Origin of the sequence: Eubacterium sp. AF34-35BH (assembly GCF_003477765.1) — a bacterium.
Lineage (GTDB): Bacteria > Bacillota > Clostridia > Lachnospirales > Lachnospiraceae > Eubacterium_G.
Genome location: NZ_QUDZ01000002.1, coordinates 293215 through 319567, shown reverse-complemented (window position 1 = coordinate 319567; position 26353 = coordinate 293215). Strand labels below are relative to the sequence as shown.

The 26353-nt window shown below is 33.2% G+C and carries 26 protein-coding genes; 24 read left to right on the top strand and 2 right to left on the bottom strand.

Going from position 1 to position 26353, the window contains the following annotated elements; genetic code table 11:
* Window positions 1–93: 93 nt before the first annotated feature.
* The 14 genes from DWZ69_RS03400 to DWZ69_RS03335 all read left to right on the top strand — a co-directional run bounded on the left by DWZ69_RS03400 (window position 94) and on the right by DWZ69_RS03335 (window position 14400).
* Window positions 94–1155 (top strand): leucine-rich repeat protein, encoded by a 1062-nt coding sequence (locus DWZ69_RS03400; protein WP_118436173.1) that lies wholly within the window; start codon window positions 94–96, stop codon window positions 1153–1155.
* Between the two features lie 228 nt (window positions 1156–1383).
* A complete protein-coding gene (locus DWZ69_RS03395; protein WP_117998678.1) occupies window positions 1384–1974 on the top strand; it encodes a hypothetical protein in 591 nt (196 codons plus the stop codon).
* A 224-nt stretch (window positions 1975–2198) separates the two neighbouring features.
* On the top strand, window positions 2199–3074 hold the full coding sequence (locus DWZ69_RS03390) for a substrate-binding domain-containing protein (RefSeq protein ID WP_117998677.1): 876 nt from the start codon (window positions 2199–2201) through the stop codon (window positions 3072–3074).
* A 147-nt stretch (window positions 3075–3221) separates the two neighbouring features.
* A complete protein-coding gene (gene pstC / locus DWZ69_RS03385; RefSeq protein ID WP_118436199.1) occupies window positions 3222–4052 on the top strand; it encodes a phosphate ABC transporter permease subunit PstC in 831 nt (276 codons plus the stop codon).
* On the top strand, window positions 4052–4903 hold the full coding sequence (gene pstA, locus DWZ69_RS03380; RefSeq protein WP_118436171.1) for a phosphate ABC transporter permease PstA: 852 nt from the start codon (window positions 4052–4054) through the stop codon (window positions 4901–4903). Before pstC ends, pstA begins: the two co-directional genes overlap by 1 nt.
* Before the next feature lie 87 nt (window positions 4904–4990).
* On the top strand, window positions 4991–5740 hold the full coding sequence (gene pstB, locus DWZ69_RS03375) for a phosphate ABC transporter ATP-binding protein PstB (RefSeq protein ID WP_022165870.1): 750 nt from the start codon (window positions 4991–4993) through the stop codon (window positions 5738–5740).
* Window positions 5741–5743: 3 nt separating this feature from the next.
* Window positions 5744–6418, top strand: coding sequence for a phosphate signaling complex protein PhoU (gene phoU, locus DWZ69_RS03370; RefSeq protein ID WP_117998674.1), 675 nt, complete (start codon window positions 5744–5746; stop codon window positions 6416–6418).
* Between the two features lie 364 nt (window positions 6419–6782).
* A complete protein-coding gene (gene hydE, locus DWZ69_RS03365) occupies window positions 6783–7868 on the top strand; it encodes a [FeFe] hydrogenase H-cluster radical SAM maturase HydE (RefSeq protein ID WP_117998673.1) in 1086 nt (361 codons plus the stop codon).
* Between the two features lie 47 nt (window positions 7869–7915).
* Entirely contained in the window at window positions 7916–9364 is a 1449-nt protein-coding gene (gene hydG, locus DWZ69_RS03360) for a [FeFe] hydrogenase H-cluster radical SAM maturase HydG (RefSeq protein ID WP_347474991.1), read from the top strand.
* A gap of 96 nt (window positions 9365–9460) precedes the next feature.
* On the top strand, window positions 9461–10756 hold the full coding sequence (gene hydF, locus DWZ69_RS03355) for a [FeFe] hydrogenase H-cluster maturation GTPase HydF (protein WP_118436169.1): 1296 nt from the start codon (window positions 9461–9463) through the stop codon (window positions 10754–10756).
* Between the two features lie 353 nt (window positions 10757–11109).
* Entirely contained in the window at window positions 11110–11772 is a 663-nt protein-coding gene (locus tag DWZ69_RS03350; protein ID WP_117998670.1) for a response regulator transcription factor, read from the top strand.
* A 22-nt stretch (window positions 11773–11794) separates the two neighbouring features.
* Window positions 11795–13555 carry a Na/Pi cotransporter family protein gene (locus DWZ69_RS03345; protein WP_118436167.1) on the top strand — a complete coding sequence of 587 codons (1761 nt, stop codon included), beginning with the start codon at window positions 11795–11797 and terminating at the stop codon, window positions 13553–13555.
* A 33-nt stretch (window positions 13556–13588) separates the two neighbouring features.
* Window positions 13589–13870 carry a hypothetical protein gene (locus DWZ69_RS03340; protein WP_118436165.1) on the top strand — a complete coding sequence of 94 codons (282 nt, stop codon included), beginning with the start codon at window positions 13589–13591 and terminating at the stop codon, window positions 13868–13870.
* Window positions 13871–13929: 59 nt separating this feature from the next.
* A complete protein-coding gene (locus tag DWZ69_RS03335) occupies window positions 13930–14400 on the top strand; it encodes a flavin reductase family protein (RefSeq protein ID WP_118436163.1) in 471 nt (156 codons plus the stop codon).
* 315 nt (window positions 14401–14715) lie between these two features.
* On the opposite strand, the gene DWZ69_RS03330 is transcribed toward DWZ69_RS03335, so the two are convergent.
* Window positions 14716–15393 carry a TIGR00266 family protein gene (locus tag DWZ69_RS03330; RefSeq protein WP_117998666.1) on the bottom strand — a complete coding sequence of 226 codons (678 nt, stop codon included), beginning with the start codon at window positions 15391–15393 and terminating at the stop codon, window positions 14716–14718.
* A 131-nt stretch (window positions 15394–15524) separates the two neighbouring features.
* On the opposite strand from DWZ69_RS03330, the gene DWZ69_RS03325 reads away from it, so the two are divergent.
* The 6 genes from DWZ69_RS03325 to DWZ69_RS03300 all read left to right on the top strand — a co-directional run bounded on the left by DWZ69_RS03325 (window position 15525) and on the right by DWZ69_RS03300 (window position 20489).
* Complete coding sequence (locus tag DWZ69_RS03325) at window positions 15525–16193, top strand: peptidoglycan recognition family protein (RefSeq protein WP_117998665.1); 669 nt, start codon at window positions 15525–15527, stop codon at window positions 16191–16193.
* Window position 16194: 1 nt separating this feature from the next.
* The gene (locus DWZ69_RS03320; protein WP_117998664.1) at window positions 16195–16479 is read left to right on the top strand and encodes a hypothetical protein; all 285 of its coding nucleotides are present in this window, start codon (window positions 16195–16197) and stop codon (window positions 16477–16479) included.
* Between the two features lie 236 nt (window positions 16480–16715).
* On the top strand, window positions 16716–17369 hold the full coding sequence (locus tag DWZ69_RS03315) for a response regulator transcription factor (RefSeq protein ID WP_118436161.1): 654 nt from the start codon (window positions 16716–16718) through the stop codon (window positions 17367–17369).
* 54 nt (window positions 17370–17423) lie between these two features.
* On the top strand, window positions 17424–18827 hold the full coding sequence (locus DWZ69_RS03310) for a HAMP domain-containing sensor histidine kinase (RefSeq protein WP_117998662.1): 1404 nt from the start codon (window positions 17424–17426) through the stop codon (window positions 18825–18827).
* The gene (locus DWZ69_RS03305) at window positions 18828–19562 is read left to right on the top strand and encodes a hypothetical protein (RefSeq protein ID WP_117998661.1); all 735 of its coding nucleotides are present in this window, start codon (window positions 18828–18830) and stop codon (window positions 19560–19562) included.
* Between the two features lie 120 nt (window positions 19563–19682).
* On the top strand, window positions 19683–20489 hold the full coding sequence (locus DWZ69_RS03300; protein WP_158561033.1) for a M15 family metallopeptidase: 807 nt from the start codon (window positions 19683–19685) through the stop codon (window positions 20487–20489).
* A 65-nt stretch (window positions 20490–20554) separates the two neighbouring features.
* On the opposite strand, the gene DWZ69_RS03295 is transcribed toward DWZ69_RS03300, so the two are convergent.
* The gene (locus DWZ69_RS03295) at window positions 20555–21349 is read right to left on the bottom strand and encodes a polysaccharide deacetylase family protein (RefSeq protein ID WP_118436159.1); all 795 of its coding nucleotides are present in this window, start codon (window positions 21347–21349) and stop codon (window positions 20555–20557) included.
* A gap of 122 nt (window positions 21350–21471) precedes the next feature.
* Between DWZ69_RS03295 and DWZ69_RS03290 the strand changes: the two genes are divergently transcribed.
* From DWZ69_RS03290 to DWZ69_RS03275, 4 genes are all read left to right on the top strand, one after another.
* Window positions 21472–22830, top strand: coding sequence for an MATE family efflux transporter (locus DWZ69_RS03290; RefSeq protein WP_243081034.1), 1359 nt, complete (start codon window positions 21472–21474; stop codon window positions 22828–22830).
* 86 nt (window positions 22831–22916) lie between these two features.
* A complete protein-coding gene (locus tag DWZ69_RS03285; protein WP_117998656.1) occupies window positions 22917–23846 on the top strand; it encodes a glycosyltransferase family 2 protein in 930 nt (309 codons plus the stop codon).
* 41 nt (window positions 23847–23887) lie between these two features.
* Complete coding sequence (locus DWZ69_RS03280) at window positions 23888–24379, top strand: GtrA family protein (RefSeq protein ID WP_118436157.1); 492 nt, start codon at window positions 23888–23890, stop codon at window positions 24377–24379.
* A gap of 58 nt (window positions 24380–24437) precedes the next feature.
* Window positions 24438–26147, top strand: a complete 1710-nt coding sequence (locus DWZ69_RS03275; RefSeq protein ID WP_118436155.1) for an InlB B-repeat-containing protein — start codon at window positions 24438–24440, stop codon at window positions 26145–26147.
* Window positions 26148–26353 lie beyond the last annotated feature (206 nt).

Sequence of the window (26353 nt, the reverse complement as noted above, 5' to 3'; positions counted from 1 at the left end):
TCGTGTAAGAGCATATGGATATCAGTTTGGTGAAAGAGTATATGGTAAGTGGTCCATAACAAAGAAACTAAAGATCAAAAGGAAAAAATAAAAATGAGTGATAAAACAACAAGGATACCAAAAGAAGATATATTAGAATTGCTTAATGAACTGGAAAATGAAGAAAAAAATAATGAACCAATTCTTCATGAAAAAGAAAAAACTCCAAAGAAATCTAGAAAAAAAAATAATGATTCTAATAAGCAACTCTCTTTTGAAGGAATTTCATTATTAAGGAATTCTAATAAGAAAAAGGAAAATAGTGACAGATTAAATATAAAAATAGGGGAAGCAGGCAGTGAAGAGCGAAGACGAAAAGATATGGACAATAGAAAGAAAAAAGTAAAACGTCAAAGAATAATAATCATTGACATAGTTATGTTAGTGATTATATTAGGAATGTTTTTGTTTGTTAAGTGCAGAAACAGAGATGCTTTTTCAGATAAAGGTGATTACAAAAACATATCTTTAAATGGTACATGGTACAAAGTTGATATTGATGACATGTATGTTGTGAAATTCACTGATGAAAATTTTCAGGAAGAAGATGTGTTCCATGAAAAATCAAACAAAGGAACCTATGAGGTTGGAAATCATGCAATGAAGATTAACAACAAAGTATATTCAATGAAATATGTTAATGAAAAATCAGACTATGAAGATATGCTGGATGAAAATGAAGGCAACTACGATTTAAAGAATTATTTTTATGTAATTGATAATCAGGGTAATAAAATTTATTACTTTAAGAAAGAGGATGATGCGGCAAATCAGTTGGATTATAATTATCAGACAAATGCTTATTATGAAAAGTCAGGTATGTTTGATGAAAACGGATTTGCAATTGATGAAGATGGCGTGCTTCTTGCATATAACGGTGATTTAAAAGAAGTAACAATTCCAAGTTCAGTAAAGGCAATTGGAGAAAATGCTTTTTCAGCAGATTTTAGCAGAGGCTTAAATACAGAAAAAGTCATTGTGCCGGCAAGTGTCAAAACTATTGAAACCGGAGCGTTCTCTTTTTCAAAAGTTAAAAACGTCGTGCTACAGGGCGGAAGCCAAAATGTAAAACAGGGAGCATACGACGAAAGTGAGATAACAGTGGAGAAAAATTAGAAAATAAACTGCCTTCCAAATGTGGAAGGCAGTTTATTTTTTTGCAAGGAAAAGAGCAAATTCAAAAGCTGACAGGTAGGTTGGAACTTAAAACTTAAATTATTAAGAGAATAAAAAATAATACGAATTGTTTCTTTATTATATTAGAAATAGTTTGACAAAACTAAACTTAAATTAGCTAATGAATGATGATAGAATAATGCATGTACAAAAATATGGGAGGTAGAGATGATGATGAAAAGAATTTTACGTCTAGTCTGTGGTGCTATTATTGTTTTAGTATTAGTAAACCTTATAACAGAGTTTAGTGTGAATGATACCTTGATAGGTGTTGTAAAAGATAATGTGATTTACAAGGAACAGGATTTGGAAACATATTTTAACTTAAGCACAACTAATGAAGAGAAGCAGACTTACACAAATACATATATTAATTGGAAAAATTATAAAATTGTGTTAATGGAATCAGTAATAGATAAGAACAAACATAAGGGATATTTAAAGTTTTCTGTGAGTAAAGAAAATACAAACATGAGAGAGATTTTCATTAATACACAGCCTAGTAATCAACAAACTTTTGGTGAGGAAAAGGATGGGTATGGAAGATTTTCATTTTTTGTTAATCCGAAAGTAAAGAAAGGTACAATATCAGAGTACTTTGGATTTATAAAAAATAAAAAGAAATTGTTTGTTTATTATAAGTATGAAATAGAAGGGGACAAAGTACAAAATCCTGGATATGTTTATCTGTGGGACAGGGACATTATTGGTGGAAGTTCTCATGAGGATAAGATAGCAGGTAAGTTTAAAATTAAATAAGGTAGTTAAATATAAATAAGTTCACATTGTGATGTATGGTTCTTTAGAGTCAGATAATGGTATCTGCAAAAGGAAAAATATCACAATGTGGACTTTTTTTGATTTTACATTGGTTTAACATTTCTAAGACTTTTGATTTTACATTAAAGAAATAGTATATAGGTGTGTTGGGGAGAACATCCACACAGAGTAAGTAATTATTAGAGAGAAGAAGGAGTAAAAAGATGAGAAAGAAAATTTTAGCAGTAGTAGCTGCAACAGTAATTACAACATTAGCATTTACAGGATGCGGAAAGTCAAATGAAAGTAAAAGTGGTTCAGATAAAGGAGTAACCGGAGAAATCAATGTTATCTCCAGAGAAGAAAATTCAGGAACTAGAGGAGCTTTTGTAGAGTTGATGGGAATCGTTGATGAAAATGATAACGACATTACAACACAGACAGCAGAAGTAACAAACTCAACATCAGTAATGCTTAGTACAGTAGCACAGAATGAAAAAGCAATCGGTTATGTTTCACTTGGTTCATTATCAACAGATGTTAAGGCTTTAAAGGTAGACGGAGTTGATGCAACAACAGAAAACATTAAGTCAGGTCAGTACAAAGTAGCAAGACCATTTAACTTAGCTTATCAGGATGGTAAATTAACAAAGCTTGATGAAGACTTTATTAAATACATAATGAGTGATGAAGGTCAGAAGATTGTAGATAAGGAAGGCTACATTAGTGTTGATTCAGAAGGTTCATACAAAGCAAGCAGGCTTAAAGGCAAAATTACTTTAGCAGGTTCAACATCAGTAGCACCACTTATGGATGTACTTAAAGATGAATACATTAAGATGAATCCGGATGTATCAATTGAAATTCAGGAATCAGGTTCATCAGCAGGTATCCAGTCAGCAATTGAAGGTGCAACAGAAATCGGAATGTCATCAAGAGAATTAAAAGATGAAGAAGTTTCTAAGTTAGTATCAAAGCAAATCGCAATGGACGGTATCGCAGTAATCATAAATAAAGCAAACAAATTAGATAACATCACAAGCGACCAGGTTAAGTCAATCTACACAGGTGAAACAACAACTTGGGATAAACTTAAATAGTAAATGAGCCGAAGATAAAATAAACTCCAGGATATTAATTAAAAGTTAGTATCCTGGATTATTTAAAAGTTAGATTAGTCAAAATCAATAGAATATATTGTTAATATTTTAAAGGAGAAAACTTTGAATAAAGCATCAGAAGTAATAATGAAGATAGTATTTTTGCTATGTGCATGTATTTCAATTGCGGCAGTAATTATGATTTGCGTGTTCATGTTTGCCAATGGTGTTCCTGCAATAAAGGAGATAGGTTTCTTTAAATTCATATTTGGTACAGAATGGAGACCGACTCAGGGAATTTTTGGAATTGGTCCTATGATTATAGGTAGTATCTATGTTACAGCAGGAGCAATGGTAGTAGGAGTTCCAATTGGCTTACTTACAGCAGTTTTTCTAGCAAAATATTGTCCTGAAAAAATTTATAAATTAGTAAAACCAATTATAAATCTTATGGCTGGGATCCCATCAATTATCTACGGATTCTTTGGTTTAGTAGTAATTATACCAGCCATTCAAGATATATTTGGCACCTCTGGCAAGGGGATTCTGGCAGCATCGCTTCTTCTTGGAATGATGATTCTTCCTACAATTATTAATACAGCAGAATCTTCAATTACTGCAGTGCCGGAGAGTTATTATGAAGGCGCTCTGGCACTAGGTGCTACAAAAGAAAGAAGTATTTTTAAGACTGTTATTCCGGCAGCAAAGTCTGGTGTAATGTCAGGAATTATCCTTGGCATGGGAAGAGCCATAGGTGAAACAATGGCGGTAGTTATGGTTGCAGGTAACCAGGCAATGATACCGGATAGTATTTTAAGTGGTACAAGAACATTAACATCTAACATTGTTTTGGAAATGGCTTATGCACCACAGGGAATTCATAGAAACGCATTAATAGCAACAGCAGTTGTGTTGTTTGTATTTATTTTGATAATAAATGTATGCTTTTCACTTATAAATAGAAGGGGGACTGAATAATGAATAATAATGATTTCAGAGAAAAATTAAGAAAATCAAAGTCCTACATAATGAAAGCATTGGTTTATTTGGCAACAGCAATTACTTTAGTATCCATGTTATACCTGATAATTTATATATTAATTAATGGTATACCATACATTAATGGAGACTTGTTTGCATGGAAATATAATTCCCAGAATGTGTCAATGACACCGGCAATAATAAATACAATAATTGTAGTTGTATTAACATTAGTTATAGCAGTGCCGGTAGGAATTGCAGCAGCAATTTACTTAGTAGAGTATGCAAAAAGAGGTTCTAAACTTGTAAAAGTAATTAGAGTAACTACAGAAACTTTGGCGGGAATTCCATCAATTGTTTTTGGTTTGTTTGGATTTTTATCATTTGTAATTGCTTTTAAATGGGGCTACTCAATGCTTGCAGGAATTTTAACTTTGGCAATGATGGTTCTTCCAACAATTATAAGAACAACAGAAGAATCACTAATAGCAGTACCTGATTTATTTAGAGAAGGAAGCTATGGATTAGGTGCCGGAAAATTAAGAACAATATTCTTAATTGTTTTGCCGTCAGCTGTACCGGGAATTTTGTCAGGTGTAATTTTGGCAATAGGTAGAATTGTAGGCGAAAGTGCAGCTTTAATATTTACTGCAGGTTCAATGGCAGCAGTGCCTGACAGTTTATTTGCATCAACAAGAACTTTGGCAGTTCACATGTATTGTTTATTGTCAGAAGGTTTGTACATAAATCAGGCTTATGCAACAGCAGTAATATTACTTTTAATAATTTTAATAATCAACGGATTATCACAAAGTGCGGCTAAAAAAGTTAGCAAGGGAAAACAGTAGAAATTAAAGTAAAAAATAATACGTGAAACAGGTAACTTTAGTTTTATGCATGAAAAGTTACTTAGTATAATCCGGAAAGGAAAAAAGATGGGAAAATTTGATATAGAAAATATGGATCTCTATTACGGAGATTTCCATGCAATTAAAAATGTAAATTTAAGTGTTCCACCTAATGAAATTACAGCGTTTATTGGACCTTCAGGTTGTGGAAAATCTACAGTGCTTAAATCTTTAAACAGAATGAATGATTTAGTACCTGAATGTAAAATAACAGGTAACATTACATTAGATGGTGTGAACATTTACAAGGATATAGATGTAAATAAATTAAGAAAAAGAGTTGGTATGGTTTTCCAGAAACCAAATCTTTTTCCAATGAGTATTTACGATAACATTGCTTATGGACCAAGAACTCATGGGATTCACTCAAAAGCGAAGCTTGATGAGATAGTTGAGAGAACTTTAAAGCAGGCTGCAATTTGGGATGAAACAAAGGATAAATTAAAGAAAAGTGCTTTGGCAATGTCAGGTGGTCAGCAGCAGAGACTTTGTATTGCAAGAGCTTTGGCAGTTAATCCGGAAGTAATATTAATGGATGAACCTACATCAGCCCTTGATCCTATTTCAACCTCAAAAATAGAAGACCTGGCAGTAGAGTTAAAGAAAGATTATACAGTAATTATGGTTACACATAATATGCAGCAGGCAGCAAGAATTTCTGACAAAACAGCATTTTTCCTTTTGGGAGAAATTATCGAATTCAGTGATACAGAGCAGATGTTCTCTATGCCTAAGGATAAGAGAACTGAGGATTATATTACAGGAAGGTTTGGTTAAAGTATGAGAAATAAATTTGATGAACAATTAGATTATCTAAATAAAGAAATGGTAGAAATGGGCAACCTTTGTGAAAAAGTAATCAGCGGAGCAATTGAAGTTACCATGTCAGATAAAGATGGAAAACTTGCCCATGAAGTTTTGGAAACTGATTCAGAAATTGACAGAAAAGAAAGAGAAATTGAAAATATCTGTATGAAACTTTTGCTTAGACAACAGCCGGTTGCAAGAGACTTAAGAGTAATATCATCAGCTCTTAAAATGATTTCCGACATGGAAAGAATAGGCGACCAGGCAGCAGATATAGTTGAATTATCTAAATATGTGGAAGGTAGCAAAATTAAAAACGAAATTCATTTAGATGAAATGTCCAAGGAAGTTATTAAAATGGTAACAGGTAGTGTTGACTCTTTTGTAAGCAAAGACCTTTATTTAGCAAGGACTGTGATAATATCTGACGATATTGTTGATAACTATTTTGATGATATTAAGAAAAAGTTAATAGCCTTAATAGCCAAAACAGATGGTGAAGGTGAAGAGTTTATTGACTTACTTATGATTGCAAAATACTTAGAAAGAATTGGCGACCATGCCACAAATATTGCCGAGTGGGTTGAATATTCAATTCTTGGAAAGCACGATGAAGAAATCGATAAAGATTTAGATGAGAATAAGTAGTAAATAGTATTTCTATTATAAGATTTTTATTATTCTAATGAATAGTAAATTTATTATTTAGATAAATAAGATTTGTGAGTTAAACATTCAGATTCTATTTATAGGAAATACTATGTGATTAACACCATAACAATTATAGAAGACTTAAACAAATTAGTTTTTTAAAAACAGTTTGTTTAAGTTCTTTTTTTGTTTTAAAATATAATTCGGAATAAGAAGTAATAAATAAATGAAAATAATTAAAAGTAGAAAAAATTAAGATTAGTAAGAATTAAAATAATTGAAGATAGCAGGGATAAAGAAAAAATTAAAAGTATTAAAAATAAAAAACAATTGAGAATAGCAGGAATTAAAAGGAAAAATAATGGAGTGTAATAAGTTTAGTATTAGTAATGAAAAAATAAATATTAAGGCTAAAGAATTAATAGACAGACTGGCAGCAACACATAATTTGTCAGTTTCGGAATATAAGTTTCTAATAGAAAATCAAAATCAGGAGCTTGCAGATTATGCAGCAGGGCTTGCTGATAAGGTAAGACGTGAAATATATGGCAATGAAATTTATGTAAGAGGTTTAATTGAGATTGGTAATTATTGTACTAATGACTGTTATTACTGTGGAATAAGAAAGTCGAACAATAATTGTGACAGATACCAGCTTACAAAGAAACAGATTATGGAATGTTGTCAGGAAGGCTATGAACTGGGCTTTAGGACTTTTGTATTGCAAGGGGGCGAGGGCATTGTAAAGGTAGATGATGTGTGTCAGCTTGTGAAAGAAATAAAAGAAAAACACAGTGATGTAGCTGTAACTTTATCTTTAGGCGAATGCTCGAAAGAAGATTATTTGAAAATGTATGAGGCGGGTGTAGACAGATATTTGCTTCGCCACGAAACAGCTAATAGGGAACATTATGAAAAACTTCATCCCAAGGAAATGTCTTTTGATAACAGAATGGAATGTTTACAGAATTTAAAAAAAATTGGCTATCAGGTTGGTTGCGGCTTTATGGTTGGTTCCCCTTATCAAACGTCAGAATGTCTTGCAGAAGATTTGAAATTCATTGAAGAATTCAGCCCCCACATGTGTGGAATTGGTCCTTTTATTTCTCAGAAGGATACGGAGTTTAAAGACCAGCCATCAGGAACAATGGAACAGACGGTGTATTTATTATCACTTATCCGTTTGATAAAAAACAATATTTTATTGCCGGCAACAACGGCACTTGGCACAATTCATCCGTTAGGAAGAGAAATGGGAATTAAGGCAGGGGCTAATGTGGTAATGCCTAATTTGTCTCCGGTTTCTGAAAGAAAAAAATATGCCTTGTATGATAATAAAATTTGCACAGGGGACGAATCAGCGCAATGCAAACAATGTTTAAGTGGACGAATGGCGTCAATCGGGTATAAAATTGTTACTGACCCAGGGGACATGAAATCGCTTTAGTAAGAAGATTAATATACAGCATTTAAGAAAGAAGGTAGAAAATGGCTATTTATAACAAAGAGTCAATGATTGCAGATGAATTTATTAATCATCAGGAAATATTAGATACAATAAAGTATGCAGAAGAGAACAAGAGAAATGTGGAGTTAATTGACAGTATTTTAGAAAAGGCAAAGCCGGTTAAGTCTGCAGATGGAAAGCAGACTCACTGCAAAGGTCTTACACACCGAGAGGCATCGGTTTTGCTTGCTTGTGACATACCGGAAAAAAATAAGGAAATGTACAGGTTGGCAGAAGAAATTAAGCAGGCTTTTTATGGCAATAGAATTGTAATGTTTGCTCCACTTTATTTATCAAATTATTGTGTAAACGGATGTGTATATTGTCCTTATCACATGAAGAACAAACATATTTCAAGAATTAAACTTTCTCAGGAGGACATTAAGAGAGAGGTTATTGCACTTCAGGACATGGGACATAAACGTCTTGCCATTGAAGCAGGAGAAGACCCGGTAAATAATCCAATTGAGTATATTTTGGATTCAATCAAAACTATATATTCAGTGCATCACAAAAATGGAGATATACGTCGTGTTAATGTAAACATTGCGGCAACTACAGTTGAAAATTACAGAAAGTTAAAAGATGCAGGAATTGGAACTTATATTCTTTTTCAGGAAACATACAACAAAAAAAGTTATTTAGAACTTCATCCAACAGGGCCAAAGCATGACTACAATTATCACACAGAAGCAATGGATAGAGCAATGGAAGGTGGAATTGATGACGTTGGGCTTGGCGTTTTGTTTGGACTTGAAGGCTATCAATATGAGTTTGCAGGACTGCTTATGCATGCAGAACATTTGGAGGCAGTGCATGGTGTAGGTCCGCATACAATCAGTGTTCCAAGAGTAAAAAAAGCCGATGACATTGATCCGGATGAATTTGATAACGGCTTGGAAGATGAAATATTTGAAAAAATTGCTGCATGTATTCGAATTGCAGTTCCATACACAGGCATGATAATTTCTACAAGAGAAAATCAGAAAGTTAGAGAAAAAATGTTATCTCTTGGAGTATCACAGATTAGTGGTGGCTCAAGAACTTCTGTTGGTGGATATTGCGAAGAGGAACGTCCACACGATTCAGAGCAGTTTGACGTTTCAGACCAGCGAACTTTGGACGAAGTAGTTAAATGGCTGATGGAAAAAGGTTTTATACCATCGTTTTGTACTGCCTGTTACAGAGAAGGCAGAACAGGAGACAGATTTATGTCACTTTGCAAAAACGGACAAATCTTAAACTGTTGTCATCCAAATGCATTAATGACATTAGCAGAATATCTTGTAGACTATGCATCAAAGGAAACAAAAGAAATAGGTTTCAAATTAATAGAAGATGAACTTAAAAAGATTCCAAACGAAAAGGTTCACAGCATAGCAGTAGAAAATATTAAGAATATCAAAGAGTCAAACAGACGAGACTTTAGATTTTAGTTTTTTAAATAGGAAAGTTAGTTTAACACAGACAGATTAAAAAGGCAGTCAAAAAACAGTAAGGCATCAAAAAAGACAGAGAGGTAGATAATTAATATGGGATTAAATGACAGATCGGCAAGTGAGAGAGTTCATATAGGATTTTTCGGGTTAAGGAATGCAGGAAAATCTAGCGTTGTAAACAGAGTGACAGGTCAGGAATTATCTTTGGTTTCAGACAACAAGGGAACTACAACAGATCCTGTGAAAAAAACAATGGAGCTTCTTCCAATTGGTCCTGTAGTAATTATTGACACACCGGGAATTGACGACGAAGGAGAACTTGGCAAAATGCGTGTTGAAAGGGCAAAAGATGTTTTAGGCGAAACGGACATTGCCGTTTTAGTTGTTGATGCAACATCCAGTTTAAAAGAAAAGGATAATGAGCTAATAGCTTCATTTAAAGAAAAAAGTATCCCATATATTATTGCCTATAACAAAAGCGATTTGATTGATGAAACAGACAAAGAAGTAATAAGAAACAGCCAGTTGAATGATGAATCCTTTAAGGACAGTAAAAAGAATAGCCAGCCGCTTAATGAAGCTTTTAATAATGGCGAAAGATGCAAAAATGGCACAGACGAATTGGCTAATGAAATATTCGTTAGTGCATTAACAGATAAGGGCATTTATGAATTAAAAGAATTAATTGGCAAAATCTCTAAAGCCACACTAAACAAAGACAAAAAAATTCTTGAAGGTTTAGTTGAGGAAGGGGACATGGTTGTTCTAGTTGTGCCAATTGATTCTGCAGCTCCAAAGGGAAGATTAATTTTACCACAACAGATGGTAATAAGAGAAATTCTTGATACACAAGCAATTTCAATTGTAACTCAGGTTGAGCAGTTGGAGGCAACATTGAATTCAATTAATCAAAAGCCTAAGCTTGTAATTACAGATTCTCAGGCATTCAATCAGGTTGCAAAAATTGTGCCTGAAAGTATTTCCCTCACATCTTTTTCGATTTTGCTTGCCAGATACAAAGGCACATTGCAAGATGCTCTTGAAGGTGCAAGTATGCTTGAAAAATTGAAGGATGGTGACAAGGTTTTAATCTCAGAAGGTTGTACCCATCATAGACAATGTGACGACATAGGAACTGTTAAACTTCCTAATTGGATATTAAAGTACACCGGCAGGAAAATTGACTTTCAATTTACGTCAGGGGGCGAATTCCCCAAAGATTTGTTAAAATACAAATTGATAATTCATTGTGGAGGTTGCATGTTAAATGAAAAGACAATGCAATCAAGACTTGCTCAGGCAAAAACTCAGGGTATCCCAATGACAAACTACGGAATCATTATTTCACATCTAAACGGCATACTTGAACGCTGCACAGAAATGCTGTAGTTAAATACTGTAGTAAATTGCTGTGTGATAAATTTAGAGTAGAAATAAATAATGTAAGCAAGATAAAAGAATATGCATTTTCAGAATGCAACTATCCAAACACTATCTAACAAAATCTGCAATGTGTTAGAAACCGGTGTTGCTCAAGATAAAAATTAAATGGTGATAGGGCATCCAAAACAAACTTAATCTTATCAAAAGGGATGCCTCAAAAGTAAATTCCCCCAAGAACAAATCTCCCACAAACAATTAAAACTCAGCGAATCTTTTACCCATATTTTACCCGAATTTTACTTTAGGATAACTTGAATATTACATTGTGAAATTATTATGAAGATGTAGGAGGGATAATCATGATTTATGTAGTAGAAGATGATACCAGTATTAGAGAGTTAATTGTATATACTCTAAACAGCATGAATCTGAAAACTGTAGGCTTTGAGAAACCATCTGACTTTTGGGATCAGTTAGATAGTGAAATACCTACATTGGTTATGCTGGACATAATGCTTCCTGAAGAAAATGGAATTGATATTCTAAAAAAATTAAGGAAAAGAGTAGATACAAAAGCATTACCTATAATAATGGTAACAGCAAAAACAAGTGAATATGACAGAATTGCAGGATTGGATAATGGTGCAGATGATTATATTCCAAAGCCATTTAGTATGCTTGAAATGGTGGCAAGAGTCAAAGCACTATTAAGACGTACTGAACATACTAAAAATCAGGAAGATTATTCTTTGGAACATTTGTATGTTTGTCCAGCCAAACATGTTGTAAAAGTTGATGGAGAAGATGTGACATTAACATTAAAGGAATTCGAAATGTTATGTATTCTTTTACAAAATCAGGGCATTGTTCTAACAAGAGACCAGCTATTAAATAAAGTATGGGGATACTCATTTGATGGCGAAAGCAGAACAGTAGATGTTCACATTAGAACTTTACGACAGAAATTAGGCGTAGCAGCAGAGGCAATTAAAACAATTCGAGGCGTGGGCTACAAGATTTAATATTATACGAGGAGGAACTGCAATGAGCATATTCAATGTTTTATCATTAATAGGGGGCTTAGCATTATTCCTATTTGGAATGAATGTTATGGGAGAAGCCCTAGAGAAAAGAGCAGGCAGTAGTTTAAAAGGAATACTGGAAAAATTAACAGCAAGTAGATTTAAAGGATTTTTGTTAGGCGCAGCAGTAACAGCGGTAATTCAAAGTTCTTCAGCAACAACAGTAATGGTTGTAGGCTTTGTAAATTCAGGCATTATGAATTTAAAACAGGCAATTGGAATCATAATGGGTGCCAATGTAGGAACAACAATTACATCATGGATACTTAGTTTAACAGGAATTCAAAGTTCAAATATTTTAGTAAGTTTATTAAAGCCATCATCTTTCACACCAATATTAGCCTTAATAGGAATTATTTTATTGATGAGAAAGAAAAGTGGAAAAAGTGTTGATACAGGAATGATTTTATTAGGTTTCGCAGTATTGATGTTTGGAATGGAAGCAATGTCAGACGCTGTGTCACCACTTAGAGACGTACCTGAATTTCAGCACATTTTAACAATGTTTAGCAACCCTATTTTAGGTGTTTTGGCAGGAGCATTTTTAACAGCAGTAATTCAAAGTTCATCAGCATCTGTAGGTATTTTACAGGCATTAGCTTCAACAGGCGTGGTTACTTATGGCAGTGCCATTCCAATTATTATGGGACAGAACATTGGTACATGTGTAACAGCAATCATTTCTTCATTTGGAGCAAACAAAAACGCAAAACGAACAGCAGTAGTGCATTTAACATTTAACATTATCGGTACAGCAGTATGGCTTACAGTATTCTGTGTTGTAAATGGAGTAGTACATTTATCATTTATAAATGACAGTGCAAGTTTAATGGGAATTGCAATTATACATTCAGTATTCAATATTCTTTGCACAATAATCTTATTCCCATTTGCAAATCAGTTGGAAAAATTAGCATGCTTCATTATAAGAGATGCAAAAGTTGGAGATGCAGAAGAAGTTTTGGATACAAGACTTATGGCAACACCTTCAATTGCATTGGAACAGTGTAAGAAGGTTGTAAAATCCATGTTTGAAAAAACAGAGTTAGGAGTAGTTGAAGCCTGCAATATGCTTATCAATTATTCAGATAAGACAATGGAAGAAGTTGTTTCATTAGAAAAGAAAGTAGATAAGTACGAGGACCAGCTTGGAACATATTTAGTACAGATTAGTAAGCAGAATTTAAGCGAACAGGACAGTAGAGAAGTAAGTGAAATTCTCCATATAATTGGTGACGTGGAAAGAATTTCCGACCACTCAGTGGCTATTGCAAAGTCAGCCCAGGAGATTAGCGGGAAGAAGTTAAAGTTTTCTAATCAGGCAGAGGGGGAAATTACAGTTATGATTAAAGCTGTAAAAGAAATCCTTCAGGAATCAAAAAATGCTTTCTTAGAAGACGATGCAAATCTGGCAATGGATGTTGAGGCAATGGAACGTGTTATTGATAAATTGAAACATCAGTTGAAGAAGCGCCATGTTGACAGATTGAAAAAAGGCGAGTGTACAATCGAGCATGGCTTTGTGATGACAGACATTATAACTTCATTGGAAAGAATTTCCGACCACTGTTCTAACATAGCAAGTTGTGTGGAAGAAATCGGGCATGGAAGCTTGGACATTCACGCATACAATAGAGACATTCGTAGAGACGAAACTAATGAATTTAGAAGTATTTATGAAAAATACAAAGAGAAATATAGTTTGGAAAAAAGAATAATCTAGTTTGAATTTTAACTTACAAAAGAAGGTGAGAATATGCATGAAGTATATAAAAAAATTTGGAATGTGGCAGACAAAACAGATAGAGTTTTTCCATTTACAAACAGATCATGGTTCCTGTTTTACAGCACAGCATTGTGGGCAGTTATAGGGCTGATAGCAGGTGGTGTTATTTCGGGAATCCTCTGTTTGGCGAACAGTGGCATGAGCCTTGTTAAGTGGCAGATTGTTATTGCAGCCTATATTGCAATGATAATCGGTTTTGCAGGCGGCATAATGTATATTCTTAGGAATACAGAACCTAAAGATATAAAATAGTTCTCCACGTTAATAATTACATTTTTTTAGGACACAATACTAAAAATGGAGGACTTAACATGGAAAAAAATATTTTAAGAAAAATGTCTTATGGAATTTATATTGTGTCAACAATGGACAGTGGGAGAGCGACAGGTTGTGCTGTAAATTCGGCAATGCAAATAAATGTATCGCCGGAAACAGTGGCAATTAGTATTAATAGAAAAAATTTCACACACCAGTGCATAGCAGAGTGTGGCTTGTTTGCAATAAATTTAATTGCAGAGGACTCAAATCCAATATTGATTGGTAGATTTGGGTTCTGTTCAGGAAGAGATGCAAATAAATTTCAGGATGTGGATTTTAAAATTGTAAAAGAGATTCCTGTATTGACAGATACTTGTGGATACGCAGTTTGCAAAGTAATAAACAAATTTGAAACAGAAACCCATACAGTATTTTTAGGCGAAGTAATAGAAAGTAAAATGTTTGGGAACAACAGAATCCCGATGACATATAGTTACTATCAAAAGGTAGTAAAAGGTGTTTAAAATAATAAATTTTGAGAAATCATTCTTTAGAAAGAAAATGCGCTAAATATTATCAATGCATTTGAAATCTGAAGGATGATTTTTTTCTTCATGTAATAAAATAGGAAAATTTAACGTTATACATATATAACAACAATTAGGTAGAGAGAAAGGCAGGAAGAAAGTCCATACAAAATGGGGCAAGAGGGTAAACATTATACGTTTTTATTTGCTCTAATAAAATAAAGAAATGTTTTAAAAATTGAGTCTGTGAAATAATGTATGTAAATAGAAATTATTTCACAGACTCACAGCTTTTACTTTTTAAATAAGTTATTACGTTGTTGAAGGAAGATATGGCATCAACGCACCTGCCATATTTGAAATAGGCATAGTCTGTAACCACACTCTACCAGGTCCTGTAACCACTGTATTAAATACGCCTTCGCCACTGAAAAATATATTCTTAACGCCGGGAACAGTTTTGACATCCATTTGGCATGTTCCTGACATGGCAGCTAAATGACCTGTATCAATGACAATCTGCTGTCCGGGTTGTAAATTGTATTCAATTACGTGACCGTCAAACTCTGCAAAAGCTATACCGTTGCCTGAAAGTTTTTGCATAATAAAACCTTCTCCACCAAATAGCCCTGAACCAAGTTTTTTTCTAAAATGCATTGAAAGTTCAACGCTGGCCTCAGATGCAAGAAAAGCAGATTTCTGCAAAATAATTTCATTTTCCGGTGAAATTTCGAAAGCTTTAATTGACCCTGGAAAACATGAAGCAATTGAAATCATGCCGTTTGTATGTTCAGCAGTATAAATATTTTGAAAAACTGTATCGCCTGATAAAGCTCTGCCAAACATTTTTCCAATGCCACCACCAGTTGTTTCCATTTTCATATTTGGTGACATCCATGCCATGCCACCACCTTCAGTAATAATTTTTTCACCCTCATCAAGCTCACAAATTACTACAGGTAAAGTATCACCTTTAATCGAGTATCTCATAAATTTTCTCCTTATAAATAAATAGTAGTCCTTATATCATTATGTTGATAAACAGTTACATATGCAGTATAACATACAATGGTGTATAATAGGTGCATAAGAAGTAATAAAATACAAAAGGAAAAACTAAAATGAAAACAAAAAGAAATAATAAAAGGATGACAGCAAAAGCCAGAAGAAGAAAACAGATAAGAAATAGAATTTTACTTGCAATATTAATTGTAGCTGTAATTATATTAGGGGCATTAGGGTGGCAGTACCTTGCTAATCAACGACAGATTTCTAATTTGAAAAATGCCAAGAAGCCGCACTGGATTAGTAAGCAGATAATTCCTGTAGACGGGGTTTCCAGAAACGGTGAGAAAATAATCAAAGTAAACGACATAGTAATACATTATGTTGGCAATCCGGGAAGCACTGCACAACAAAATAGGGATTTTTATGCAGGAAGTCAGTCAAATGTAAGTTCTCATTTTGTTGTGGGAATAGAGGGAGAAATTATTCAGTGCATTCCTTTAAATGAAATGTCGGCTGCAAGTAACTGGAGAAACAATGACACTATCTCAATAGAAACATGCCATCCTGATTCAACAGGTAAATTTACAAACAAAACTTACAAGTCTTTAGTTAGATTAGTGGCGTGGCTTGAGGATAAATGTGGTTTAACAGAGAAACATGTTATTAGGCATTATGATATTACAGGAAAAGAATGTCCAAGATATTTTGTGAAAAATAATGATGCATGGGAAACATTTAAGAAGAAAGTAAAGAAACAAAGATTGAAAATACAGGAGGAGTAAAATGATTACAAAAATAGGTGTACCATTTAAAGGTTTAGCAGGAGACGGTTTTTCAGGAAGTTATAAGGGAATGAGATTTTTCATGAAGACCTATGACAAGGAAAATATAACTGTGTATGTTTATCCGGAACCTTACAGTTTTGAACATACTAAGGAAGAATTGAAAGAAACAATTACCTTTCCATATACTGAGGAAGGGGTAGATCAATGTATTAATTGGCTTAACGAAAAATATGAAAAAGACAAAGAAAAATGGGATGAAGCACTAAATTCCTCATGGGAATAAAAATAATAGAGTGTATAAAGCGTCATTGTAATTAGAAAAATTGTACTAACTGTACTAACAAACAATTTCAATGATGCTTTTTTGATGACATTTTGATGTAATATACAGGTGAAGGATACTAAGTTAAACGATAATTAAACAGGGTTAATTATATATAAGAAAAAACAGACTATAGAACATAGAGTAGACGGAATATAAATTAGAGAAGATATGTAAGACACATTGGAGGAGACAAATTGATAAACATATTAATTGTTGAAGATGACAAGGCAATTTCAAATTTAATTAAATTGACAGTTAAGAGAACAGGTTTTTTTTGTGACACAGCATACGATGGAGAAGCTGCACTTGAAAAAATAAATGAGAAAAAATTTGATTTAATACTATTGGATATAATGCTTCCAAAAGTTAATGGCTTTGAAATTTTAGAGTATATAGAACCATTGAAAATACCGGTAATATTTTTAACAGCAAAAAATTCAGTTGAAGATAAGGTAAAAGGGCTTCGAATGGGAGCAGAAGACTATATTGTAAAACCTTTTGAACCTACGGAGTTGTTGGCACGTATTGATGTGGTTCTTAGAAGATATAAGAAAACAGAAGAAGTCATTACTATTGGCGGACTGACAATTAATCAGGTTTCAATGCAGGTGACAAGGGACAATAAAGAGATACTTTTAACACCAAAAGAATACAATATTTTACTTTTATTTGTACATAACCCAAATGTGGCTTTGTATAGAGAAACAATTTATGAGCGTGTGTGGGGTGAGGAATTTGAATACGGAACCAAAACAGTTGACCTGCACATACAGCGTCTTAGAAAAAAGGTTGGCTGGGAAAAAATATTGAAAGCCGTAAATAAAGTTGGTTACAGGTTGGAAGTATAAGAATTTTTCGAAGTTTGAAATTCTTAAAATAAAATTAAGGAAAGTTGAGAAAATATGAAATTTAGAACCAAGGTAGTAGTTTATATGGTAAGTATGCTTGCAATTGTATTTGGAGCGGGCTCAAGTGTATTAATTTATAATTCATATAGTAGTGCATTGGATCGGGAAAAAATAAGTGCCAAGCAGTCTTATGATATGATGCTAAGCACACTAAAGGTTGTTAATAAAGCTAAAACATGGACAGATAGTGAAGATTTATCAACGGTAATTAAGGAAATGACAAGGCAGAAAAATGCTTCCTGGGTTGCCATTAGAGTAAGTAAAAAAAACAGGATATTATATAAGTCAGGAGAAAAAAAAGACTATCTTGTAAATATGCGGAAAAGTGTAAATGAGAAAACATGCAAGATAAAAGTATTATCACCGGACGAAACAAGTAGATATTTACAAATTTCAGGATCGTTGCAGGTAGGAGAAGAAGTTGCATATTTGGATATCCTATATGACGTTTCTTCTATATACAAAGAGAGAGAAGAATTAGTGCATATTTATTACGAAATATTTGCGTTATTGGTTGTTATATGCGGAATTGTGTCATATAGTAATTCGTTTTTAATGACAAGACCTTTAACAAAACTGGCAAGAACTTCAAAATTAATTGCAGCAGGTAGTTTGTCATCACGTTCAAAAGTAAAAACAAATGATGAAATTGGACAGTTATCAAAAGAATTTGATTGCATGGCTGATCAGTTAGAAAAAAATATTAATGACTTAAAAGAAACAATGGAGAGCCAAAATCAGTTTATTGGAAATTTTACCCATGAATTAAAAACACCGATGACATCAATTATTGGCTATGCTGACTTAATTAGAACTCAGTCTTTAGACGAACAGGAGCAGATTGAGGCGATAAATTATATTTATTCAGAGGGAAAAAGATTAGAAAGATTGTCTTTAAAATTGTTGGATATATTTGTTACAGATAATGCAGAAATTAACCTTACAGTAGCATCGCCAAAGAAAATCGTAGAAAGTGTTATTTCAAATTTACAAAATAATTATTTAAAAAAAGGAATTTCATTAAGTTGCAAATGTGAAGAAGGAACATGCATGTTAGAACCGGATTTAGTACGTTCCCTTGTTATTAATTTAATAGATAATGGACGAAAGGCAATGACAAACGGTGGACATATTTATGTTCAGACAACAATGACAGATAAGGGCTGTATTATACAGGTAAAAGATAATGGAAGAGGAATGCCCAAAGATGCCATTGCCCATATAACAGAGGCATTCTATCGCGTGGATAAATCCCGCTCAAGACAGCAGGGAGGAGCAGGATTAGGACTTGCCTTATGCGAAAACATTATAAAACTTCATAATGGAAATATTAATTTCAAAAGTAAAGAAAATGTAGGAACAATAGTTAATGTAGAGTTGAAAGGAGGAAGAGAATAGATGAAAAACAAAATAGCGGTTATTGCGTTGTTAATGGTATCTGTTACAATTGGGACTCTTTTTCCAAAAATAGTATTAACATATCAGGATAAAAATTTACAAAATAAAACTTTTACATATGATATTGACCAAAAGGATTTTAAAACAGAAAATAAAATTTTAAATACTTTAGATGCATATACAAGTGGTAATTTTTATAAGGCAAAGGACTCCATTAAGGATACAAAATTAAGTAGGGATGAGGTATTAAAATCCATTAAGAAATTTTACAGTATTTTAAATAAATATGCAGAGTATCAGGTGGACTACGAAAAAATTATAAATTACAAGGAATCTGCAAGTTTGTATTTATCAGAAAGTATTATAAGTTCTATGAGTACGGTGGCGGATGATGAATCTCTGGCAAAAAAATATAAAATTTGGACCTGCTCTTTTGAAACAGAAAGTGGTTTTAAAATTGAATTAAAATTAGATGATGAAAGTGGAAAAGTAATATCGTTCTATATGTATAAACAAAAATTAAGAGTGAGCTTGTTTGATTTTGAAAAAGTAAATAAAATGAAAAAATTTTTTGAAGAATATTACGAAGTAAGTGCACAAATTGAAACTGTAGATAAACAGAATTTTGACATAACTTTGTACGACAAAGATTCTAAAGAAAAAGCAAAGGGGAGCATTGTTGTTGGAGAGGCTACCAATAGCGGAACGTATTTCAATAATTATCTGGTGGATTAAAATGATGCCAAAATGATGCCAAAATGTAGCAGTTTATGTGAAACACCTTGCTATTATTACAATAGTTAAGTTAAAGAAATTTAACTAATGACTTTTTGTGATTATAGGGAGGTGTTTTTTATGTACCAAAGTGAAGGAACAGGCAGAGAAAGGAAAGGTGAAATTTCTCAGAGGCGCAAACAAAATGAGATAATAATTATAACAATATTAGCCGTAATTATGACTGCCGTTATGTTTGCAAATATTTTGGAGAATCCTAAAATAAGCGACCAAAGTGCTAACGAAAAAGAAAAAATGGAAAAAATAAGTAATAAAACAAAAACAGACGGAATAAATAATAAAAAAAATAAAGAGAAAAGAATGATTAATAAAAACGACTGGATGCTTGTTTTAGTGAATGGAAAACATAAAATAAAGGAAAACTATGATATTACCGTAACACCTGTTGGGTATACTCAGGCAATTGATGAGAGATGCTATGACAATCTTAAGAATATGATTAATGATTGCAGGAATGCAGGGTATAATCCGGTAATATGCTCCTCCTACAGAAGTCATGAAAAGCAGGTTCTTTTGTTTGAAAACAAAATCAAAGATTTTATCGGGCAAGGCTATACAAGAAAAGAGGCAAAGAAAAAAGCAGGAACAGTTGTGGCGCTTCCCGGAACAAGTGAGCATGAAATAGGTCTTGCAGTTGATATTGTAGATGTGAAGTATCAGCTACTTGAAGAGAATCAGGAGAAAACTGAAACACAAAAATGGTTAATGAAAAACTGTTGGAAATACGGCTTTATTCTCAGATATCCAAAAGATAAACAGGAAATAACCGGGGTAATTTACGAACCATGGCATTACAGGTTTGTAGGAAAAGAAAATGCCAAAATGATAATGAAAAACAATTTGTGTCTGGAGGAATATTTGGAATAAAAAAATGGGCTGTTACTTTTACAATTCGTAATCGTTAAAGTAATAGCCCATTATCAGCTTGCAATCTATTTCTTATCACTTACCTGACTGCCGTCATGTTCTATATGGAAATTATCTTTATAAATCAACTTGGAAATAGGTACGATTTCGTAGCCTTTTTCTTTTAGCCCTTCAATAACCTTCGGTAGTGCCTGGGCGGTATATTTGGCACCATTATGCATCAGGATAATAGAGCCATTCTTTAAGTCCTTGTGATTTAGGACAGTGTTTACAATAGAGTCTACACCGTAATTTTTCCAGTCAAGGCTATCAACATTCCATTGAATTGTATAGTAGCCACAGTTTTTTGCCTGAATAATCAAATTGTTGTCATAGTCTCCGTAAGGTGGACGGAAAAGGCACATAGTAGTACCTGTAAGTTTTTTTACTTTATCAGTTACTTTGGTTAATTCATTACACATTTCGGAAGTGCTAAGTGTAGGCATGTGTTTATGGTTTTCACTGTGATTACCCAAATCGTGCCCGGCTTTCTTTATGGCCTTTACGTCATCAGGATAGCTTTCAACCCAACCACCGGTCATAAAGAAAGTTACATTGATTTTGTACTTTTTTAGAATATCAAGTATTTTTCGTGTGTCTTCATTTCCCCAAGCTGCATCAAATGAAAGCGCAACCTGCTTTTTATTAGTTTGGACATTATAGATTGGAAGCTCTTTGGTTGTATTAGAGGCGGTTATTGCATCAAAGCCGTCCTTAAACAGATTTTCCTGATAGTAGTATGTAAGACCAACGACTGCAATTAGAACGCAAAGCCATAAAATACTTCGCTTTAATAAGGAAACTTGTTGTGAATTAGACATAACAATTCTCCAAAAAACTTATTACTACAGTTTATGCATAAATCAAGGGAATATGAGTGCCTCTTGACAGGGATGCTATAATGTTATAGGAAAAATTAGCATAGAGAAAAATGAGGTTTAGAATGAATAGAAGAGTAAAACAAAAGAAGTCAAAGCAGGTGGACATGTTACGCGGTTCCCTTGCAGATAAAATTATATTATTTGCACTTCCTTTGGCAGCAAGTAGTATTTTGCAACAGTTGTTTAACTCAGCAGATGTTGCTGTTGCAGGAAGATTTGCAGGTAGCGAGGCTTTGGCAGCCGTTGGTGGCAACAGTCCGGTTATTAACCTAATAGTTAATTTGTTTGTAGGATTTTCCATTGGGGCCAATGTTGTTATTGCCAATGCAATAGGACAGGGTAATAAGAAAAAAGCAAACAGAGCAGCACATACGGTAATTTCCTTAGCAATTATTTGTGGTATAGCTTTAATATTCATAGGGAATGTAGTGGCAGCACCAATATTAAGTATGATGGATACTCCTGATAATGTATTACCTTTGGCGGTGGAATATCTTAGAATTTATTTTTGTGGCATGCCGTTTTTTATGGTTTATAATTTTGGTTCTGCTGTGCTTCGAAGTATTGGTGATACAAAAAAGCCATTATATTGTCTTTTAGTATCAGGTGTTATAAATGTTGCCCTTAATTTGTTTTTGGTAATTGTGTGCGACCTTGGAGTTGCAGGTGTGGCAATTGCCACAGTTACGGCAAATGCAATAAGTGCATCAATGATTATTTTCTTCTTAATTCATGCAGATGAAACAATCAGACTGGATATAAAGAAATTATCACTTAACAAAGATGAGGTAATCAATATAGTAAAAATTGGGGCACCGGCAGGGCTTCAGGGAATGGTATTCTCATTGTCAAATGTTTGTATTCAGGCTGGAATTAACAGTTTTGGGACAGCAGGAATTGCAGGTTCTGCGGCTGCAGTAAATTATGAATTTTTTACTTATTTTGTGACGAGTGCTTTCACACAGGCGTGTATAACATTTACAAGTCAGAATTATGGGGCAAAGCAATATGACAGATGCAAAAAAATATTGAGAGTAAGCCTTGTACTTGCTATGGTATGCACAGCCTGCATGAGTATTGTCTTTGTTCTCGGAAAAGAATTTTTCATTGGCATATACACAACAGATAAAGATGCAATGGTGTATGGTGTGGCGAGATTAATAAGAGTAGGTCTTTTAACAGCTTTGCCACCATTATATGAGGTGACAGGTGGTGCTTTAAGAGGTATAGGTCACTCCATGACACCAGCTGTGCTTACAGTTTTTGGCTCATGTGTGTTAAGAATTGTGTGGATAAATACAATATTCAAAATGTTTAGTTCATTTGAAATATTAATGGCAGTTTATCCGTTTACATGGGTAGTGACAAGCCTGTTGGTAATAGGAACGTATTTTATTATTCGGAAAAAAGAGTATGTGTAAAAATAGGGTTTTAATATGTACAGAGCAATTTTAGTGTGTTATACTTGTACAGGTTTTGAGTATAGGAACAGGAGTAAGAGTAACCAATGAAAAAAGAAGGTTTATTATCTATTATTTTACCTGCGTTTAACGAGGAAAAAATAATAAAAAAAGCTGCAAATGTTATAGGTTCTATTTTAAATGGAGCATCTATTCCATACGAAATTATTTTTGTGGACGATGGTTCAAAGGATGATACATGGAATCAGATTGAAGCAGTATCAAAAGAAGATGAGCATATTGTTGGAATTCATTTTTCAAGAAATTTTGGAAAGGAATCAGCGCTTTTTGCAGGACTTGCTAATGCTAATGGCGACTGTTGTGCAGTTATGGATTGTGATTTACAGCATCCACCAGAGGTTTTAGTGGAGATGTATAGACTTTGGCAGCAGGGCTACGAAGTTGTTGAAGGTGTTAAGCATAGCAGAGGTAAGGAAAGTTTCTTACATAAGATGAGCGCAGGCTTGTTCTACAAATTAATTTCTAAGGCTGTTAAGATTGATATGTCAAGAGCCTCTGATTTTAAATTGATGGATAGACAAGCAGTAGAATCACTTCTGAATATGCCTGAAAAAAATGCTTTCTTTAGAGCATTGTCATCATGGATTGGGTACAAGACAACAAGTGTTGAATTTGATGTAAGAGAGCGTGAAGAAGGCGAGTCAAAATGGTCAACATGGTCATTGGTAAAGTATGCAATTACAAATATAGTTGCATTTTCAGCAGCACCAATGCAGATTGTAACAATTCTTGGAGTGATAGTTTTTATTTTGGCAGTTATTTTGGGAATACAGACAATTGTAAAATTCTGTATGGGACATGCAGTTGCAGGCTTTACAACAGTTATACTTTTGGTGTTGATGATAGGTAGTATCATAATGATGAGTTTAGGAATCATCGGCTACTATATTGCAAAGATTTACGAGGAAGTAAAGGGAAGACCTCGTTATTTAATATCAAAAAAAGTTGGAAAATAGTTAGTGGGGGTGTAATAAACTATATACTTGGGAGAAATTTAATGGAATCATTAATAAAATTATTTAATAAATACAAAGAGATAATAATGTATCTTATAATGGGCGGTGCTACAACAGTAGTCAACTGGGTTACATATAGCATAATGATTACGATTTGCCATCCGGGACAAAGCCTGTCAGGACTTTTGAAAATATCAGCAAACACAATAGATGTATTTATTGCAAATATTGTAGCGTGGACAGTTGCTGTAATATTTGCTTATATTACAAATAAAATATGGGTATTTAGAAGTTATTCCTGGAAGTTTAAATTTGTTATGAAAGAACTTGGTTTGTTTTTATCAGCCAGAATTCTAACAGGTTTAATAGAAATTTTCGGCGTTCCGTTCCTTGTGGACCATGGATTTGATCAGGCAATCTTCGGCTTACGAGGCAGTGTTTGTAAGATAGCAATGTCATTCTTTGTAGTTTTACTAAACTACGTATTTAGCAAGCTGGTTATTTTCAAAAAAGACAAAAACGAAGAAGAATAGAATATTAAAATAACATCCGCTCTGTCAGTTGGCAGAGCGGTTTTTGAAAGGAAGAAAAATGAGTGAAAAACAAGTAATTATAAATGAAATAAAAAATAAAATAGGATTTTATACAGTAATAGTGCTGACTTTGGCATTAGTGTTAGGTTTTAGTAATAACATCTCGGCAAAAACAAAGATTAAAACCTACAAGATTACATATGTTTTAAAAGGCGGAACCAATAATAAGAAGAATACTAAAAAATATAAATCAACTAAAAATACAAAATTATATTCGCCTAAAAGAAAGGGCTATACTTTTAAGGGATGGTATAAGGACAAAAATTATGCAAAGCGTATTAGAAAAATAAAAAAAGGTTCTAAGGGAAACAAACGGATTTATGCTTTATGGAAGGCTGTTAAATATAAGCTTTCATACACTTCTAATGGTGGTGTAAATGATTATAGAAATAAGAAGAAATATACTTGTGAGAGGAGTGTAAAATTATATCCGGCAACAAAGGAGAATTATACTTTTGTAGGCTGGTACAAGGATAAAAAGTTAACTAAAAAAGTTAAAAAGCTAAAAAAAGGCACAAGAGGTAACATAAGACTATACGCAAAGTGGCAATTAGAAGCTTTGAATATTAACAGGGAAGGCGCTAGTGACATGATTTGGAGCTGGTGGTCTTATCCACAAGTTATATCCTACAATAATTTGCAAGACAATGTATATTGGGGCTTTACTACAAGCGAAGGCTATAGCGGAGTAGCTGAATATAATAATGTAAGTCATAAAACCACAAAAACTTTACTTAAAAAAATTTCGGAAGTTGATGACCATAATGGAGTGGCGGTTACTGTTATGAATGACGGTCGAATTATGTGCGTCTATTCCGGCGGTCATAATGATGATAATGAGATACATGTGAGAATATCAAATGAGCAGGAGAATATACATAGGTTTGACACAGATGTGGTTCTTAGATCATCAGGTAAAACCTGTTATAGTCAGATTATTGAATATGAGAATAAATATTATATTTTTTACAGAGTAAGTAATAAAAGCTGGGCGTACCGTTATTCACCTAATGGAACAAAATGGAGTGCAGAAAAAATAATAATAACAGCAAAAATGCAGTATTATTGTAAATTTATGCCTACAACAACAAATGGTGTTATTAGAATTTGTATGACATCTAATCCTGATGCAGAAGATGCAAATATTAGAATGGGATTTATGAATTTGGATACAAATGAAATATATAATTCTGATAATAAAACATTGTTAGGAAAAGCAAATATTCCTTCAGACCAATTTGATATTATAGTAAGTAAGCCTTTAGGTCAGTCTCAACGTTTATTAGATGTTGCGGTAACAGAACCTGAAAAGCCTATGATATTGTATGCTACTTTTAAATATGACTTTGCAACAAAGAATTCGGTCTATAATCTATATGACACAGATAAATCCTTGGAAATATGCAACGGTGGAAATCCATTGTGGAATCCTAAGTACCAATTGGGGGCATCCTTTATAGGAGATAACAGGATAGTTTTAGGCAGGGAAGAAAATGGATTTGATAAAATAGAAATTTACAATTATGATGAGGAAGAAATTCAGTTAAACAAGGAATTTTTTTCTGAATTAACAGGAAATTCATTTGTTAGAAATGCCAGACCAATTGTAGATATAAACCAAGAAGTATTCTTATGGCATAGAGGATTTTACAATCCAAACATGTACACAAATTTCTTTACGGAAGCAAAAATATACGATTTACAATAAAAACAATTCTAAAAAATCAACATTTGTGTCATTTTTTTCAACGTTTGTGCATAAACTATTGACATTTTAAAATTAAAAAAATGAACTGGTATTGAAATGTTTTTTTTCAATATTGGTTCTTTTTTATTACATTATCACGTGCAATGCCAGTGAACTTAACAAGAATATATTCACATAAAGTTTGTGGATGAAAATATTTTCAAAAA

Coding starts and splice junctions, on each gene's coding strand:
- DWZ69_RS03400 (WP_118436173.1), top strand. CDS start 94: ATGAGTGATAAAACAACAAGGATACCAAAAGAAGATATATTAGAATTG.
- DWZ69_RS03395 (WP_117998678.1), top strand. CDS start 1,384: ATGATGATGAAAAGAATTTTACGTCTAGTCTGTGGTGCTATTATTGTT.
- DWZ69_RS03390 (WP_117998677.1), top strand. CDS start 2,199: ATGAGAAAGAAAATTTTAGCAGTAGTAGCTGCAACAGTAATTACAACA.
- pstC (WP_118436199.1), top strand. CDS start 3,222: ATGAAGATAGTATTTTTGCTATGTGCATGTATTTCAATTGCGGCAGTA.
- pstA (WP_118436171.1), top strand. CDS start 4,052: ATGAATAATAATGATTTCAGAGAAAAATTAAGAAAATCAAAGTCCTAC.
- pstB (WP_022165870.1), top strand. CDS start 4,991: ATGGGAAAATTTGATATAGAAAATATGGATCTCTATTACGGAGATTTC.
- phoU (WP_117998674.1), top strand. CDS start 5,744: ATGAGAAATAAATTTGATGAACAATTAGATTATCTAAATAAAGAAATG.
- hydE (WP_117998673.1), top strand. CDS start 6,783: ATGGAGTGTAATAAGTTTAGTATTAGTAATGAAAAAATAAATATTAAG.
- hydF (WP_118436169.1), top strand. CDS start 9,461: ATGGGATTAAATGACAGATCGGCAAGTGAGAGAGTTCATATAGGATTT.
- DWZ69_RS03350 (WP_117998670.1), top strand. CDS start 11,110: ATGATTTATGTAGTAGAAGATGATACCAGTATTAGAGAGTTAATTGTA.
- DWZ69_RS03345 (WP_118436167.1), top strand. CDS start 11,795: ATGAGCATATTCAATGTTTTATCATTAATAGGGGGCTTAGCATTATTC.
- DWZ69_RS03340 (WP_118436165.1), top strand. CDS start 13,589: ATGCATGAAGTATATAAAAAAATTTGGAATGTGGCAGACAAAACAGAT.
- DWZ69_RS03335 (WP_118436163.1), top strand. CDS start 13,930: ATGGAAAAAAATATTTTAAGAAAAATGTCTTATGGAATTTATATTGTG.
- DWZ69_RS03330 (WP_117998666.1), bottom strand. CDS start 15,393: ATGAGATACTCGATTAAAGGTGATACTTTACCTGTAGTAATTTGTGAG.
- DWZ69_RS03325 (WP_117998665.1), top strand. CDS start 15,525: ATGAAAACAAAAAGAAATAATAAAAGGATGACAGCAAAAGCCAGAAGA.
- DWZ69_RS03320 (WP_117998664.1), top strand. CDS start 16,195: ATGATTACAAAAATAGGTGTACCATTTAAAGGTTTAGCAGGAGACGGT.
- DWZ69_RS03310 (WP_117998662.1), top strand. CDS start 17,424: ATGAAATTTAGAACCAAGGTAGTAGTTTATATGGTAAGTATGCTTGCA.
- DWZ69_RS03305 (WP_117998661.1), top strand. CDS start 18,828: ATGAAAAACAAAATAGCGGTTATTGCGTTGTTAATGGTATCTGTTACA.
- DWZ69_RS03300 (WP_158561033.1), top strand. CDS start 19,683: ATGTACCAAAGTGAAGGAACAGGCAGAGAAAGGAAAGGTGAAATTTCT.
- DWZ69_RS03295 (WP_118436159.1), bottom strand. CDS start 21,349: ATGTCTAATTCACAACAAGTTTCCTTATTAAAGCGAAGTATTTTATGG.
- DWZ69_RS03290 (WP_243081034.1), top strand. CDS start 21,472: ATGAATAGAAGAGTAAAACAAAAGAAGTCAAAGCAGGTGGACATGTTA.
- DWZ69_RS03285 (WP_117998656.1), top strand. CDS start 22,917: ATGAAAAAAGAAGGTTTATTATCTATTATTTTACCTGCGTTTAACGAG.
- DWZ69_RS03280 (WP_118436157.1), top strand. CDS start 23,888: ATGGAATCATTAATAAAATTATTTAATAAATACAAAGAGATAATAATG.
- DWZ69_RS03275 (WP_118436155.1), top strand. CDS start 24,438: ATGAGTGAAAAACAAGTAATTATAAATGAAATAAAAAATAAAATAGGA.